Here is a 15527-nt window from a genome sequence, read left to right as displayed (position 1 = left end):
TAAAAAAGCTTGAAAAGCCAACCGATTTAGCGTAGACTTCAAGACAATCAAATCAATGAATCAATCATTCTTATCTAGAGAAGCCGAGGGACTGGCCTGATGACGCTTCAGCAACCGTCGTTTTGCGACAAGGTGCTAATCCCAGCCGGCATTTAAAACGCCGGAGGGATAAGAAGAGACCCGAACGCACAGTCTTCTTATTCCCAAATAAAGAAGACTTTTTTATTTGCTCTAAAGCACCCGGTTGATCACTTAGGTCTCCTGCATGATGAATGATTGTGCCATAAAAATTGAGGAGGATAAAGAAATGACCGTAAGCACAGCAAAAAAAGCGCCATTCCGTTTCGACCAAGTAGGAAGTCTCTTGCGTCCACAAGCATTGAAAGAAGCACGAGAAGCCTTTCATGAAGGAAAAATTGACCAAGCTGCACTGACCAAAGTCGAAGATGAGGAGATCAAGAAAATCGTCGATAAGCAAATTGCATTAGGACTAAAAGCCGTAACCGACGGTGAATTTCGTCGCAGCTGGTGGCATTTGGATTTTCTCGCCAATCTCAACGGCGTTGAGACCTATTCACAACATGAAAGCTATAAATTTAAAGGTGCAAAAACGCGTGACACCAACGTCCGCTTCGTCGACAAAGTTGCCTACAATCCGAACCATCCATTCTACGAGGCATTTACATACTTGCAGCGTATCGTACCTGAAGGCGTGCTGGCAAAACAAACGATCCCAAGTCCTACACTCTACTTCCGTGACCACCGAGATGATCAAGCGGTTAACTTCTATGAAACACGTGCCGACTTCTTAGCAGATCTCGCAACCGCCTATCGGCAAACGATCCTGCATTTCTACGAACTTGGCTGCCGCTATCTTCAACTCGATGACACGACTTGGGCCTTCCTGATCGACCGAATCAGCAATGCAAAAAGCAATGAAGAAAAAGCAAGCGCTGAACAAATCGCACAAGATGGTGTCACGGTGATCAACGCTGCAGTCAAAGATCTTCCTGAAGATTTAACGGTCACCATGCACATTTGTCGCGGCAACTTCCGCTCCACCTTCCTGTTCTCCGGTGGCTACGGACCGGTTGCTTCCTATCTCGCACAGCTTAACATCGACGGCTATTTTCTCGAATATGATAATGAACGCGCCGGCGACTTTGCGCCGCTTGGAGAAATTTTCCAAAATGGTGCTGACAAAAAGGTTGTTCTAGGTCTGATAACGTCCAAGTTTCCTGAACTGGAATCTGAAGAAAAGCTGCAAAAACGGATTGAAGAAGCAGCCACTTTTGTTCCATTAAAAAATCTATGTTTGTCCACACAATGTGGTTTCGCATCCACTGAAGAAGGCAACAAGTTAACTGAAGCTCAGCAATGGGCGAAATTAAAACGTGTTGTCACAACTGCAAAAAAAGTATGGACTGATCAATAAAAATTAACCGCACTGAATAACGAAAAATGAGCCTCTGAAATCAAATCCTTGGGATATGATTTTAGGGGCTCTTTCTATAGATTGAAGATTCTTTTTCCACTATTTCTGGTTCAGTTCAGAAAAATAAAGTGATCAGATAAGCGGCTAACCCTGCCAGAACGCTATAGAGGATGGCAGGAGCAACGGTCTTACGAATAATCTCGCCTTCTTTGCCGGCAAGTCCGACAACGGCACTTGCAGCAACGACGTTATGAATACACATCATGCTGCCCGCTGAACCGCCGATCACTTGCAAGGCCAGTACAAGCCGCGGATCAAGGCCCGCATCCATCGCAACATCAAATTGAATTGGGGAGAATGTTAGATTGGATACCGTTCCGCTTCCGGTAATAAACGAACCCAGTTCCCCAAGAAAGGGAGCAGCGGCCAGCCAAATCCCGCCAAGACTTCCCGAAAAAGCTTGGGCAATATACTCCGGCATGCTGACGAGATCCTTTGTTGTCAGTCCGGAATTACTGAATACTTGAACCATAATTAAGGTTGCAACCAAGGCAATTGCCGTTGTTTTCATCGAGCGAAGCGAAATTTTAGCACCCCATATGAACGCTTCGGCCGGTGTCCGTTGAAAAATGAGTGCCAGAAGTGCCGAAACCGTTAAGATCGTTCCTGGTGAGTACAACAGCTTCCATTCAGAATGAACTTCTTTAATCCCAAGGATGTTATTCCATGACAGGTCGAACGCAGTCGTCGCAACATGATGGATCGGCGGCACAATACGTGTAAGCAGCAGTAGAATAACTACCGCAATATAAGGTGCCCAAGCAGCAAGCAGGCTCATGGTCTGCGGTTCGGTATCTTCTTTAAAATCACTGCGAAGCGCGCCCTTCCATTCTTTTTTCGGAAGCAGCCAACCGCGCGCGGCCGTAATTGAAGCTACGGCCAGTGCTGTAATGGAAGCCAAAATCGAAACAAATTCATAGCCAAAGAAAAATGCATACGCGAGCGCAGACCATGTATATGAAAAGCCGACAACCAGCGCCCATGGGAGCATCGAACGCAACACACCTTTTTCCTTCTCCTGTGCATTGGTGAAAAAACGCGTCAGTACATAGATTAATAAAACAGGTAGAAACGAACCGGCAAAAAGATCAAGAATCGTAATGGTTTGTCCAATTTCACGGAAAAAGTCGGGGTTACTCGTAACAATGTTGCTTAAACCAACCGAAATCGGCGTACCCACCGCGCCAAAAGATACCGCTGTGCTGTCCGAGATCAGTGCGAGCGTCACTGCAGCCGCCGGCGGAAAGCCAATCGCAATCATTAGCGGAGCCGTAACCATTGCCGGCGTTCCAAAGCCCGCCGCTCCCTCGATCAACGACCCAAATAGATAGGCAATGATCACCGTCTGAACACGCATATCACCGGAAATATAGGTGAAGCCGCGATTGATCCGTTTAATGGCACCGGTACGCTGAAGCGTGTTTAGCAAAACTAAAGCGCCGAATAGAATCCATAAGATCGTCAGCGTCTTATGCGCGCCTTGTAACACTGAAGAAAACAAGGCTTGCGGACTCATGCCCCAGATAAAATAGGCAGCGAGCCCTACCAGCAGCGCACTCAAAGGCATTCCTTTTGTTGCCGGAATGTTCAACAAGACAAGAAATAAAAATGGAATAATGATTGCACTCAGCGCGATTAAAAGCAAATGCAGCGTCGCCTCCCTTTTATTCAACACGATTCCTCTGATTTTAAATCCTAATCTACCTTCTATTATACACGAAATGGGTCGATCTTTATGCGATGATTACGTACACGACCACTTTACGAATAATCAGCAACTCACAGCAAAATAGGTGCAGGCTTCGCACTTTTCACGTAAAATGAATAGTGTATGATTTAACCAAAAATAAACATAGTATTATGATCCTTCTTTTGAAAGGAATGAGTATCCTGTTTAATGATATCTTTCTGAGGGCGTGCCGAAAAGAAGCTGTACCGTTTACCCCTGTTTGGTTCATGCGGCAAGCGGGACGCTATCAGTCGGAATACAGAGCAATACGCGAACGCTATTCTTTTTTTGAAATCAGCCACCATCCGGATGTATGTGCCAAAGTGACGCGCCTTCCTGTTGAAAAACTCGGTGTTGATGCGGCGATCCTTTTCGCCGATATCATGACCCCGCTTAAAGCACGCGGCTTGAAGGTTGAGATTGTTGAAGGTGTCGGGCCGGTATTCAACCATCCGATTCGTACAGGCGCCGACTTTTCTCATTGGAGGTCGCTCGATGCGGCAAGTGATTTGCCTTATGTTCTTGAAACCGTTCAACTGCTCCATCAACAATTAAATGTGCCTTTGATCGGCTTTGCGGGTGCCCCGTTTACGCTCGCAAGTTATCTTATTGAGGGCGGACCGTCGAAGAATTATCATCGCACCAAGGGGTTCATGTATGCCCATCCAGAAGACTGGGCGGCACTCATGGAAGATTTGGCGGAAATGACGCTGAATTATCTGCATGCACAAATTCGCTGCGGGGCGCAAGCGGTACAAGTCTTTGATTCATGGGTTGGAGCACTCAGCGCAGAAGACTATCATCGCTATCTCGCACCAACGATGCAGCGGATTTTTTCTGAGCTAAAGAAAACGCATGCGGTAAGTTTGTACTTTGCTGCTGGAGCCGGACATCTTTTACCTGAATGGAATCAGCTCCCGATTGATGTGCTCTCCATTGACTGGCGGACAAGTTTCGCTGATTTTGGGCAGCTGGGCATCGAAAAAGCGATTCAAGGAAATCTCGATCCATCGCTACTTCTTGCGCCGCTTCCGATGCTGAAGGAACGCGCAAAGCGGCTCTTAGAAGAAAGGAACGGAAAGCCCGGATATATTTTTAACCTTGGTCATGGGATCTTTCCTGAAGTGAGTGAGGACAAATTACTTGCACTGACCCAATTTGTTCACGCATATTCCCAGCAGTTGGGGTCCCAGTAACATGCAGGCAACAAAATAAAGGTTAAGCGTTCTCGGTGACTGAAATCCGGTTGTCAACTGGATTCCCGGCACCGAGTTTTTCTTAGTAAAAAACCCGGACAGCTGTTTGTCCGGGTTCATTCATTCTTTATTCTTTTCCAGCTCATTCTTCACGAAGCCAACGGATCGCATCCTTTGCATGATAGGTAATAATCATATCGGCTCCGGCACGTTTCATCGCGGTCAACGATTCAAGAACCACCGCTTTTTCATCGATCCACCCATTGAGCGCTGCTGCTTTGACCATCGCATATTCACCGCTGACGTTATAGGCAACGAGCGGAATATTGGTTTGATTGCGCACATCGCGCAGTACATCAAGGTAAGGCAATGCTGGTTTGACAATGAGGAAATCAGCGCCTTCCTTAATATCTGATTCAGCTTCGCGCAGCGCTTCTCTACGGTTCGCCGGATCCATCTGGTACGTTTTGCGGTTGCCGAATTTCGGTGCACTTTCCGCTGCATCACGGAACGGTCCAAAGTAACTGGATGCATATTTAACTGCATAGGACATGATCGGAATTTGCGAGAACCCTGCTTCATCAAGTGCTTGGCGAATACTGATCACAAAACCATCCATCATATTGGAAGGAGCAATGATATCCGCACCGGCTTCTGCCTGTGATACAGCTGTTTTAGCGATATAGGTCAGACTTTCGTCGTTATCCACGTCGCCATTATGGATGATGCCGCAGTGACCGTGATCCGTATATTCACACATACATGTATCGGCAATCACAACCAGGTCCGGATACTTCTGTTTCGTTTGCCGGATTGCCTTCTGGACAATGCCTTGTTCATCATAGGCACCGGAGCCGACCGCATCCTTCACTTTAGGAATGCCGAAAAACATGATCGATGGAATACCAAGCGCAACCACTTCGTCAAGCTCTTCGTCCAATCGGTCGAGCGAGTACTGGTAAACATTTGGCATCGATTTGATTTCCGACTTAATATTGCTGCCCTCTTCCGTCACAAATATAGGATAGATAAAGTCCGCAGGCCGCAAGAACGTCTCCCGAACCATTGTTCTGAGTACTGAGGTTCTTCTGAGACGACGATGACGGTCAAAGTTAAGATTGCTGTTCATTTTGATGACTTCCTTCTTTATTTAAATAGTAAGTTGCCAGTGCGTTAATCATGCTTGCCGCTGTGAACGTTTCCGGAACGACATCCGCAACAACACCAAGCTTTTCAAGTGAATCGGCCGTTGTCTTGCCGATCACTGCCACAACGCAGCGGTTTAAAGCACTGCGCCATCGTTTTTCGGGCAAGAGTTCGGTAAAAAAGTGAACGGCGGATGGACTCGCAAAAGTGATCGCCGACAGCCGGTTGGATACAGCTGCTTCTTCAAGTTGCTTTTGACTCGCCTGATCCGCAATCGTTTGATAGAGAACACGGCTCGCCACCTTGATCCCCAAGTGATTGAATCCATTAAGAAGTGTTCGGTTTGATAAAGAACCGTGCGGAATCGCGACTTGCTCAGCGGCCAATCGACCATTGCGGAACGCTTCAAGCAGTGCCTGTCCTGTATAAGGCTTGGGGATAAAATCTGCATGGAGCCCGTAGGCTTCAAGCCGTTCCCCGGTCTTTTTGCCAACAGCAGCGATTTTGACGCCGTGCATCCGATCGGATTGATCAAGCAGATCCATAAAAAAGTCCAGACTGTTCTGACTGGTAAAAATCAGCCAGTCCGAATGCTGAACAGCCTGCAGCCATTTCATGCGCTCGGTGTGGGAAAAGGATACCCGGCGATAGGCAACGAGCGGCACAGGCAGCGGTTCACCGCCGTATCTGCGAATGTGTTCACACAGGCTGCCACATTGGCTCGTCGCACGCGTGACCAGCACCTGTTTTCCCTTTAACGTTAACGCGTCGTCCCCACGTTCATCCTGCATTTGGATCACTGCCTAGTTGTTTCAGAACCGTACCGGCACCTTGGTGAAGCAACGCTTCCGCCGCTTCTGTGCCCAGCTTCTCCGGATCCTCGCCCACGCGGCACGTCTTAAATACTTCTTTTCCATCAACAGAAGCAACCAACCCGGTCAGTTCCAGCTTGGTATCGGCACGGCGTTTGCACAAGGCAGCAATCGGCACCTGGCAGCTGCCGTTCAAACGCGTTAACAATGCACGCTCCGCGCGAACAGTAATCTCAGTATCCGGATCATTGATGGTTTGCAGCAAAGCTTTGAGCTCTTCATCGGACGAACGGCACTCGATCGCCAGTGCGCCCTGGCCAACCGCCGGAAGCATTTCATCGAATGCGAGCGGATGATTTTTTTCATGAACACCAAGTCGTTTCATTCCCGCCGCAGCAAGAATAATCGCATCAAAATCGCCGGATTTCAACCGGCCAATCCGTGTATCGACATTGCCGCGCAATGGCTGTACATTCAAATCAGGACGGAGGCTGAGCAGCTGTGCTCCGCGGCGCAAACTGCTTGTCCCCACAATTGCCCCGGGTTCAAGACTGTCCAGCCCATCTCCAGAACGTGTCAGCAACACGTCACATGCGTCTTCCCGCATTGGAATGGAAGCAATCTCTAAACCCCTTGGCAATTCCGCCGGCATGTCTTTCATACTGTGAACCGCAAAATCGATTGCGCCATCCAATAAGGCACGCTCAATTTCTTTAACAAACAATCCTTTTCCGCCAACTTTGGACAGCGTCACATTTAGAATTCGGTCGCCTTTGGTTACGATATGGCGGATCGCAAAGGCAAATTGGTCTGATTTATCGCTCAGATTATGGATGACCTGCTCGCTTTGAACCAAAGCAAGCTTGCTTTTTCTTGATCCAACCTGAATCGTCCTCATTTTCTCGCCTCTCTCGTTACTCGCTCAGTCCAGCGTGCTTAACCAATAGTCGTTGGTTTGAGCGTTTCGTGTTCCGCTTTTTCAATTCGGAACTCCGTCACCTTTTCTTCTTCTTCTGACTGGCCGCGCTGAGGCACATCCCCGTCGATATTAAAAATTTCAGCAAAGTGGTCAATGGCATGTTTGCCATGTTCATGACAGGCTAATTCTTTAATATTATTTATCGGATCGCGCAAGAGCTGATTAATCATGCTCTTCGCCTGTTTGCTGACCACTCTGCGTTCCCGCTCCGTCATTTCCGGCAGCTTATTTTCAATCCGCTTCATCGTATCCGAATGGATCGCCAATGCTTTTCTGCGCAACGCAGAAATCACCGGGACAACGCCCAGTGTGTGCAGCCATTCACTATATTTCCCTTGCTGCTGTTCAATGAATCCCTCAATCTGTTTCGCTGCACGTCGGCGTGCGGCACGATTTTCATCGACAATTCGGTCCAGATCATCGACATCAAACAAAGATACGCCATCCATATATGCCGTGACTGGATCAATGTTTCTTGGCACGCCGATATCGACCAATACAAGCGGCCGGCGTTTTCGTTGATCAAGAATCGGCTGAAGTTGCGCTTCCGTAATTAAATAGCCAGGTGCTGAGGTAGAAGCAAAAACAATATCGCACTGTTTCATTTGCTCGCCGAGCGATTCGAGTGAAGCCGAATTCGCCTGTGCCTGTTTCGCCAGCCCATCCGCTTTTTCCTTGGTCCGGTTTACAATGGTCAGCCGGCGAACGCCGCTGCTCGACAAATGCTTCTGCGCCAGTGTGCCCATTTCTCCAGCGCCAATCAACACCACCGATTTATTTTCTAACGGTCCAAAATAATCCTGAATCAGCTTGACTGCTGCATAACTGATCGAAACCGGATGATCGTTGATCTGCGTGACGTCCTGCGCATGCTTTGCAACCGTAAGTGCTTCTTTAAAAAGTTCATTAAAGAATGTTCCGGTTGTCCGGCATTGCTGCGCATGTACAAAGCTCTCTCGCACCTGTCCAAGAATTTGAGTCTCACCGAGCACCATTGACTCCAAACCGCATGTAACCCGAAACAAGTGTTGGATGGCTTCCTGATCTTCCTGGATGATCAAATAAGGCGTTAACGCTTCCAAGGAAATACCGAACCACTCAGCAAAAAATTTCTTACTGTAATAGCGTCCCGTATGGAGCTGATCGGAAACAACATACAGCTCCGTCCGATTGCACGTCGAAAGGATAACATCTTCAAAAATACTTTTTGTTTGCCTCAGTTCTGAAAGTGCCCGCTCCAAATCCTCAGGCTGAAAGGTCAGCTTTTCTCTTATTTCCACCGGAGTGTTTCGATGATTGACGCCAATTGCCAAGATATGCATGAAACGACTCCCTCCGAATCCTTTAATTCACCGAATAGGAACACGAATAAATGCTGTCTAAATTCCATATTTACGGTACCAAATCGAGAAACCAAAATCAAAGTATAAGCGTCAAAAAAAGTGATAAATATCACCATCAAGTCACAAAATGTTCACATATTGTCTATTATAATCCCCGAGTCAAGCGGTAGGTATGAAGGAACAAGCCATGGACATCGCGTAAAGAACGCCTAAAAATCGTTAATGATTCAGATGCATCCGCTCGCGAAAGGCTTTGACCTTACTCCTGCTGACCGGGAGTTCCGCATTTAGATCATTCAGTCGAACAAGATACGTTTGATTAAACCAAGGCACAATTTCGCGGATTTTTGAAAGATTAACCAGATAGGAACGATGGCAGCGGAAAAAAAGCGAATCGGGAACCATTTGCTGAAACTCGGACAAACTCATCGGCATCGTATAGTGGGCATCATTGGTATAGACAAGCGTTACTTTTTCGCGAGCTTCTGCGTAGTAGATCGCATTGACCTCTTTAACAATAATGCGTTCATCCTGGCGCAGGTTTATGCGGACCGGTGTACTCATCGCACCATTTCCAGCACTGCTTCGCTTATCGGTTGGACAGTGGTCACGCTTAAATACCGCTTCAAGCTTTGTCAGCATCGGCGCAATTCGCGCTTCATCATAGGGCTTGAGGATGTAATCGAACGCTTCAAGTTCAAATGCTTTTGCGGCATGCTCCTTATACGCCGTTGTAAAAATGATATACGGTTTCCGTTTGAACTTGCTGATGTTCCCGGCAAGCAGCATGCCGTCGAGCGAAGGAATATTAATATCAAGAAAAATTGCATCCGTTTCATGATCCTGCAAAAATTTCAGCACATCCAGCCCATCTTCGAAACAATTCGTGACCTTAATCGAGCTGTAGGTTTGAATCAAGTATGCCAGCTCTTCACGGGCCAGTTGTTCATCTTCTACAATAATCGCGTTCATTGACTCACCTTCTTAATATCGAAAAAAACACCCGTCCCCGGGGACAAAGATCGGACCACAAGCCCTTCTCCATAGATTAACTTGACCCGCTGATGAACGTTCAACAGGCCGATTTTCTTTGCCGGCATTTGATTTTGGTACAGTCGCTCAACAATATTCTGATCAATTCCCGGTCCGTTATCGCGCACATGCACGCGCACGCGATCAGCCATTTTTTGCACGCGAAGGGTCACGCTGCCCGCTCCTTTTGCTTTTAGTGCGCCATGCTTGATCGCATTTTCAACGAGTGGCTGAATCAGCAGGCTCGGAATGTTCAGATCGACGTCCTCAATCTGATAAGTCACTTCAAGCCGCGGACCAAACCGCGCTTTTTCAATTTCTACATAGTCTTTAACCTGCTGAATGGCTTCCTCCATGCTGATCAATTCATCGGTTCGCTCGATATTGGAGCGCATGTAGCCGGAGAGGTGGATGATCAGTGCTCTGGCCTTTCTTGGATCGCGACGAATCAAAGAAGCAATCGTATTCAGTGCATTAAACAGAAAGTGCGGATTGATTTTGGATTGGAGCGCTTGCAATTCCGCCTTGCTTGCCGCCTCCTTGATTTGTTCCAATCGTGAAATTTCAAGCTGCGTCGAAATCATTTGTGACAGACCAATGGCGAGCGACTGCTGCGAATAGGTCATCTTCGTCGCCTTGCGATAGTACATTTTCAACGTTCCCGTAACCTTTTCCCGTTCTTTTAAGGGAATAATCAGCACCGATTGAATCTGCGGCAAATGATGTTCGGAAGCGTCATTGGAAAAAGTAATCGTTCCTTCATGAATGACCTTTTTCGTCAAAGCGCTAACGATTTCCTTACCTACCGTATAACGCTCATCGCCGAATCCGACATAGGCAAGCACGCTTGCTGTATCGGTCATCGCAACGGCGTCTGCATGGATTTCCTGTTTAATAATCCGACAGACTTGCGCCAGCGAGTCTTTATTCACGGAACGGAAGTAGGGCAGTGTTTTGTTGGCAATATCCAGCGACAGTTTCGCTTGCATCGCGGCAATCTTTTCTTTTTCGCCCTCGACGCTCATGACCAGCAGAACGATAAACCCGATGTTGATTTCGCCTAAGATCATCGGCAATGCAATCCGCGAGACGATGCTCCATCCTTGCTCCGTCGACCCGGACATCAGCAAAATCAGCAGCATTGTCAGCAGTTCACAGAACATACCGCCAGCAATGCCGTAAATCCAGCGCTGCGACTTCTTCACGCTGCGATGAATCCAGACCGATACCAAGCCGGCAAAGGTACTCGTGATAAAGCAAGGGAGTGCCGTCACACCGCCGATATCAATCAAATAACGGTGCAAACCGGCGACCACACCGGTGATAATTCCGACCACCGGACCAAAAAGAATACCGCTTGATACAATCGTGGCGACGCGCACATTCACTAATGAGCCGTCCACATGAATACCGGAATAAGTGCTTAAAATCGCAAACAGACAAAAAATGCTCGTCAGAATGGCCAGCTCCGAAGCAGAATGCTTTTCACGCTGCAAGATTTCCTTAAAGCGCGGCATCCGGGTGACTAAGAACAGGAATACAATCAATAAGGCAGCACGCTCAAACAATTGGAAAAGCATGGTCACAAAAGCGGTCATCGGCAATCCACTCCATTACCCACTCTATATGTAAACGATTTACTCTAATTTTAGCAGACTTTTTCTAAAATGATCATGATGACGAGAAAAAAACGTGTGTACTCATTGGTTGCGCTTCTCCCGTAGCTTTTCTACCTGGAGAAAACGAATAGCTGAGCTCGCCACAACCGCAAAAACAAAGCATCTTGCTAAACGAAGACAAAGTGATCCCAAGTTAAAGTTTCATTCGAAGCTTCCGTTCAGATCATCATTAAACAAAAAAACGTTCTCTCTTCCCTAGTGATTTGTAAGGAAAGCGCAGAACGCGTGGTTAAATATGATCTTATTTGCACTGTTTAATCGCCGCTGCTGCTGCGTTCTTGTACTTTGCGTGCGGAAAACAGATGGACCTTTTTTGTTCCCGGTACGTGAAGCAGCAGCGCAGTCACAGCAGCGAGCACACAGATGACGGCAATGAAGTTGAAGGTCGGTGCAAACCCGCCAAGCATTCCGGAGATAAACGATACGCTTAAGCCGCCAATGCCAAATCCTTGATAGATCATCCCATAATTTCGGCTTTGATTCTTCAATCCGAAGAATTCAGCAACGATTGTCGGAAAGATCGTAATGTTGCCGCCGAAGCAAAAAGCGACGCTGGCGACGCAGATGAAGAACAGGGCAAAGTTCAAAGTAACTTGGCTAAGGATCAAGGCAGCGCCCGCCGTGACGAGTAAAGAGACAGCGATCACTTTTAATCGTTCAAAATGATCCGATGCTGCGCCGAGAATAATCCGTCCGGTTGTGTTAAAGATGGCAACCAAAGCAACGGCATTTGCGGCCGCTGCCGCATCAAGTCCAGCAAGACTGACACCGATGTTGGCAACGCTACCAATCAAGTAAAGTCCGCTCATGCACGCCGTGAAGAGAACGAAGAAGAGCAAGTATGCCTCTTTTGTATGAAGCATTCCGCCAATCGTATAATCCTTTTGCGTTTGCTTGCCGCTCTTCTGCGGTGCGGCTTGTGCCTTAGCTTCTTTGATAAGAAACGCACTCGCGAAAAGCAGAACCATTGAAATCAAGCCCCAGTAAAGGAATGTCTGGACCAATCCTGCGTGAGCAAGGAAAAAACCGAGCACATATTTAAACAACAAACTGCCTGTTCCATATGCACCAACTGCGATTCCGGAAATCAACCCTTTCTTCTCCGGAAAGGATTGGATCGCATTCGAAAGGGTCGTCATGTAGGCGATACCGTTTGAGGCCCCAACGAGAATGCCGGCAAAAATGTAAAGCATCCACAACGATGTCGAGAGAGCACCAATCATCAAACCGACGCCCATCCCCGCCCCGCAAACCATCAGCAGACCACGAATTCCCAGTTTCTTCTGAATACTGCTTGCTGAAAGTGTTGAAAACGACAGTGCGAAACTCATAATGGAGAACGTTGCAGCTACTGCACCGATGCTCCAACCGAATTTGTCGGCGAGTGGCTGATTAAACAAACTCCATGTATAAATGGTTCCTAAACCGACCATGGCAATGATCGTGCCGATAAGTACAGAAAGTCGTGATTCACTTGAGCTTTTCATACGTGTAACTGTCATGAGTATGACCTCTTTTCGCTCCTATTTTGCTGGGAGGGATATGCTTCATCCCTCCCTTTCCTACACTCATAGTGTAGCAATGAAAACACTTTTGGAAGCGTTAACAGAATGAGATGACGACGATTTGGTATGAACGGCTGAAATGCGCGCATCAGCATCAATTGGCATGGTGTGCCAGCATTTCAGCAGCGAAAAGAGGTCTTGTAAGAAAAACCGGGCAAAATACGCCCGGTCCTTAATCTCCAACCATGTGTGATGGACTAGCGTCTTTTCGGTGCTGAATCGCCGCTTCGGTTACTCGCTTGCCGCGGGCGCACCGCGAGCCTCCTCAGACAGGTAGGTATCTGCGGGGTCTCGCTGGCACGCTGTTCCCGCAGGCGTCTCGCACCTCCGCTTTGTTTCTCGGCCAAGACACTGGGCTATTGGTTTGAAGACAGGTCAAAATCATATACTTTCTTATCCTGTAAGAAAGACCAAGCTGTGCTTGGTCCTTACTTTCGCAGGCTCTCGCGCTTTCATGACTTGAACTGATCTATTGATGAAATTCCGCTCATCGTCGTACCAGCAAACCCAACTCTTACACTTTCCTTATCCATAAAAAAACGGCATCCATTCAGATGCCTGTTTCGTGAATTGAAGAATAAAAGCGTTTTGCGTCGTTGGTTCAATCGAATCAACTCAAGCGGCGGTCAGTCTTTCTCCTGAAGCAGAAGCTCTGAAAAATGCTTACCCATCTGCAGTGCCTGAGTCTCCTCATCAGGCGACATCGTCACGTCAATTTTCAGACTGGGCAAAACAATTTTTGCCTCCCGTTCAATGAGTTTCTTCTCTAAGGTATCAACGGCTCCGCAAAATAAATCATACGCCGTATCGCCTGATCCAAAGGTTGCCGCCAGCCTCCCCCTTAAGTTCAGCGTATCCAGACCATCATAGAGATCGAGCGCTTCATAAGGAAGATCACCATCTCCGGTTGTTCCGCTGCCAAGCAGAATGCCGTCATACGCCAAGAATTCCTCAGCGTCTGTATCAAATGCATCCTTTACGACCGGATCTAGTCCACCTTGACGTACACCCTCAGCTATTTTTGACGCGATATCCGCTGTGTTTCCCGTTTCACTAGCAAAAATAATGATTACTTTTGGCATCATTCCATCTCCTCTCCTGTCATCATTATTTTATTGATAACGATTATCATTTTCAAGAAAAAAAGAGATTCGCATGGACCATGCGAATCCCATTTACTTATTTGTTTTTTTTCTGTTCCTGTTCTTGTTCCGCTTCTTGCTCAAATTCTTCCGCAAACTCAGTATTTACGTTGTCTGTCTGATTGTTTTTTTCCTGGAAGTTATTCTTCTTTTCTTTGTTCTTACCCATTTTCTTCCACACCTTCTCGTTTAGTTTAGCATTGAGTATGCCGAGAATTAGTGTGGCTTTTCTTAAGCGGTTTATGCATCGCGAATCGATTCTTTTAGAACGCTCCTAGGCTTTTGTACGTGTCCCTTCCTCTAGCGCGTGCATCTAATATTAGTGGGGGGATTGCTTATGAGTAATAAGGATTGTCATTGCGGCAACGACGGCTCCAACGTTAAACCAATTATTTGTGATCCACGATACGTGATCCACAATACTTGCGTGCCAAGATATGTGCCGGTCATTCATCCGGTCATACACATTAATAGGAAGAACATCGTAAACGTTCCGCGACACATTGTGCGGGAATCCGAACGTACAGAAATTGTCGATCCAGGTTATCCAAGCAAGTGTGACGTATGCGACCGCAAACGTTCCTGCTTTGATTTTTGGTTCTGATCATAAAGTCTTTCGATTCTTGGCGAATAAGGGGATGCCTCACGTATTCGTTGTGAGGCATCCCCTTACCGCGTGCTACAGCAAACACAGCAGCGCACTATTTTGTTTATGCGTTTCTATAAAACAATAACCAATTATTTTTCGTGCCGTCCTGCTCGAATTGAATCACATAGCCGTTATAATGAATGATACTGAAGCAAGCGTTTTCCGTTTATTTTCGGCGACAGGTGCATTGCTTCAATGATCTGATCGCGCGTTGTCTTTAGATGGATGACAAAGCTGTAATTATAACGTTTCTGATCTTTAAAGTCATCGGTTTCAATGTTGTCATCGATCTGGAAGGTCTGCCCATTTTTCCGATATACATCGCTTTGAATCTCTTCACGATCAATGTGCCGCTCCGGCTCTCCCCAAAACTTTTTTGACGTCGTCCAAATCAAAGCCATCGTTTAAAGAAAGCGGCATTCCGCTGACTTCCCCATGCTTCAAACCTTTAACAAGTACAACATTTACCGGGATCTGCCTATCATCCGTTGAATGCTGCGCATCCGTGCATCCTGCAAAAAGAGCGCGCATGTTTCTCACATCCGGCACAATTCGAGCAACACAAATGCAATGCGTTTTATTATCTTTTACAAAAACAACTTTATTTTCTTAGCCCATGTTACCATGTGAAGACATAATCCAGCCAAATAATCAGCGAACGAAGCGATGAGCAAGTGGTTGATAAAATAATTGATGAGATAAGAAGTACCGTAACAACGCTGGCCGCGATAATCGGTGCCTATTATCTCATCAAAGATCA

At 47.0% G+C, this 15527-nt stretch carries 14 protein-coding genes and 1 riboswitch; of the genes, 3 read left to right on the top strand and 11 right to left on the bottom strand.

Annotation, left to right across the window (positions count from 1 at the left end; translation table 11 throughout):
- The first annotated feature begins 67 nt into the window (after positions 1-67).
- A riboswitch (SAM riboswitch) is annotated at positions 68-175 on the top strand.
- 132 nt (positions 176-307) lie between these two features.
- Complete coding sequence (locus AA84_RS0103095) at positions 308-1435, top strand: vitamin B12 independent methionine synthase (protein ID WP_028975976.1); 1128 nt, start codon at positions 308-310, stop codon at positions 1433-1435.
- 115 nt (positions 1436-1550) lie between these two features.
- Here AA84_RS0103095 and AA84_RS0103090 read toward each other — a convergent pair whose 3' ends face one another.
- Entirely contained in the window at positions 1551-3167 is a 1617-nt protein-coding gene (locus AA84_RS0103090) for an L-lactate permease (protein ID WP_223362466.1), read from the bottom strand.
- Between the two features lie 209 nt (positions 3168-3376).
- Between AA84_RS0103090 and hemE the strand changes: the two genes are divergently transcribed.
- Entirely contained in the window at positions 3377-4420 is a 1044-nt protein-coding gene (gene hemE / locus AA84_RS0103085; protein WP_028975974.1) for a uroporphyrinogen decarboxylase, read from the top strand.
- Between the two features lie 142 nt (positions 4421-4562).
- On the opposite strand, the gene hemB is transcribed toward hemE, so the two are convergent.
- From hemB to AA84_RS19475, 9 genes are all read right to left on the bottom strand, one after another.
- Positions 4563-5549 (bottom strand): porphobilinogen synthase, encoded by a 987-nt coding sequence (gene hemB / locus AA84_RS0103080; protein WP_028975973.1) that lies wholly within the window; start codon positions 5547-5549, stop codon positions 4563-4565.
- Positions 5533-6357: a uroporphyrinogen-III synthase gene (locus tag AA84_RS0103075; protein WP_028975972.1), complete on the bottom strand. Its 825-nt coding sequence runs from the start codon at positions 6355-6357 to the stop codon at positions 5533-5535. Before AA84_RS0103075 ends, hemB begins: the two co-directional genes overlap by 17 nt.
- Positions 6347-7276 (bottom strand): hydroxymethylbilane synthase, encoded by a 930-nt coding sequence (hemC, locus tag AA84_RS0103070; protein WP_028975971.1) that lies wholly within the window; start codon positions 7274-7276, stop codon positions 6347-6349. The genes AA84_RS0103075 and hemC overlap by 11 nt, the downstream gene beginning before the upstream one ends.
- Before the next feature lie 38 nt (positions 7277-7314).
- A complete protein-coding gene (gene hemA / locus AA84_RS0103065; RefSeq protein WP_028975970.1) occupies positions 7315-8679 on the bottom strand; it encodes a glutamyl-tRNA reductase in 1365 nt (454 codons plus the stop codon).
- A 240-nt stretch (positions 8680-8919) separates the two neighbouring features.
- The gene (locus tag AA84_RS0103060) at positions 8920-9672 is read right to left on the bottom strand and encodes a LytR/AlgR family response regulator transcription factor (protein ID WP_028975969.1); all 753 of its coding nucleotides are present in this window, start codon (positions 9670-9672) and stop codon (positions 8920-8922) included.
- Positions 9669-11330, bottom strand: a complete 1662-nt coding sequence (locus tag AA84_RS0103055; protein WP_028975968.1) for a sensor histidine kinase — start codon at positions 11328-11330, stop codon at positions 9669-9671. Before AA84_RS0103055 ends, AA84_RS0103060 begins: the two co-directional genes overlap by 4 nt.
- Before the next feature lie 335 nt (positions 11331-11665).
- Entirely contained in the window at positions 11666-12898 is a 1233-nt protein-coding gene (locus AA84_RS0103050; protein ID WP_028975967.1) for an L-lactate MFS transporter, read from the bottom strand.
- Positions 12899-13602: 704 nt separating this feature from the next.
- Complete coding sequence (locus AA84_RS0103045) at positions 13603-14058, bottom strand: flavodoxin domain-containing protein (protein ID WP_028975966.1); 456 nt, start codon at positions 14056-14058, stop codon at positions 13603-13605.
- A 97-nt stretch (positions 14059-14155) separates the two neighbouring features.
- On the bottom strand, positions 14156-14287 hold the full coding sequence (locus tag AA84_RS19475; protein ID WP_263282749.1) for a hypothetical protein: 132 nt from the start codon (positions 14285-14287) through the stop codon (positions 14156-14158).
- A 168-nt stretch (positions 14288-14455) separates the two neighbouring features.
- Here AA84_RS19475 and AA84_RS18540 point away from each other — a divergent pair, with 168 nt between their 5' ends.
- On the top strand, positions 14456-14722 hold the full coding sequence (locus tag AA84_RS18540) for a hypothetical protein (RefSeq protein ID WP_081791712.1): 267 nt from the start codon (positions 14456-14458) through the stop codon (positions 14720-14722).
- A 176-nt stretch (positions 14723-14898) separates the two neighbouring features.
- Here AA84_RS18540 and AA84_RS0103035 read toward each other — a convergent pair whose 3' ends face one another.
- Positions 14899-15168 (bottom strand): hypothetical protein, encoded by a 270-nt coding sequence (locus AA84_RS0103035; protein ID WP_028975965.1) that lies wholly within the window; start codon positions 15166-15168, stop codon positions 14899-14901.
- Positions 15169-15527 lie beyond the last annotated feature (359 nt).

The sequence above is a fragment of the Sporolactobacillus terrae DSM 11697 genome (assembly GCF_000648615.1).
GTDB classification, from domain to species: domain Bacteria; phylum Bacillota; class Bacilli; order Bacillales; family Sporolactobacillaceae; genus Sporolactobacillus; species Sporolactobacillus terrae.
This window is presented reverse-complemented; position numbering and strand designations above follow the sequence as displayed.

Bases quoted from the DNA above. Each gene is read 5' to 3' on its own strand.
- AA84_RS0103095 (WP_028975976.1), top strand. From the start codon at position 308: ATGACCGTAAGCACAGCAAAAAAAGCGCCATTCCGTTTCGACCAAGTA.
- hemE (WP_028975974.1), top strand. From the start codon at position 3,377: ATGAGTATCCTGTTTAATGATATCTTTCTGAGGGCGTGCCGAAAAGAA.
- hemB (WP_028975973.1), bottom strand. From the start codon at position 5,549: ATGAACAGCAATCTTAACTTTGACCGTCATCGTCGTCTCAGAAGAACC.
- AA84_RS0103075 (WP_028975972.1), bottom strand. From the start codon at position 6,357: ATGCAGGATGAACGTGGGGACGACGCGTTAACGTTAAAGGGAAAACAG.
- hemC (WP_028975971.1), bottom strand. From the start codon at position 7,276: ATGAGGACGATTCAGGTTGGATCAAGAAAAAGCAAGCTTGCTTTGGTT.
- hemA (WP_028975970.1), bottom strand. From the start codon at position 8,679: ATGCATATCTTGGCAATTGGCGTCAATCATCGAAACACTCCGGTGGAA.
- AA84_RS0103060 (WP_028975969.1), bottom strand. From the start codon at position 9,672: ATGAACGCGATTATTGTAGAAGATGAACAACTGGCCCGTGAAGAGCTG.
- AA84_RS0103055 (WP_028975968.1), bottom strand. From the start codon at position 11,330: ATGACCGCTTTTGTGACCATGCTTTTCCAATTGTTTGAGCGTGCTGCC.
- AA84_RS0103050 (WP_028975967.1), bottom strand. From the start codon at position 12,898: ATGAAAAGCTCAAGTGAATCACGACTTTCTGTACTTATCGGCACGATC.
- AA84_RS0103045 (WP_028975966.1), bottom strand. From the start codon at position 14,058: ATGCCAAAAGTAATCATTATTTTTGCTAGTGAAACGGGAAACACAGCG.
- AA84_RS19475 (WP_263282749.1), bottom strand. From the start codon at position 14,287: ATGGGTAAGAACAAAGAAAAGAAGAATAACTTCCAGGAAAAAAACAAT.
- AA84_RS18540 (WP_081791712.1), top strand. From the start codon at position 14,456: ATGAGTAATAAGGATTGTCATTGCGGCAACGACGGCTCCAACGTTAAA.
- AA84_RS0103035 (WP_028975965.1), bottom strand. From the start codon at position 15,168: ATGGCTTTGATTTGGACGACGTCAAAAAAGTTTTGGGGAGAGCCGGAG.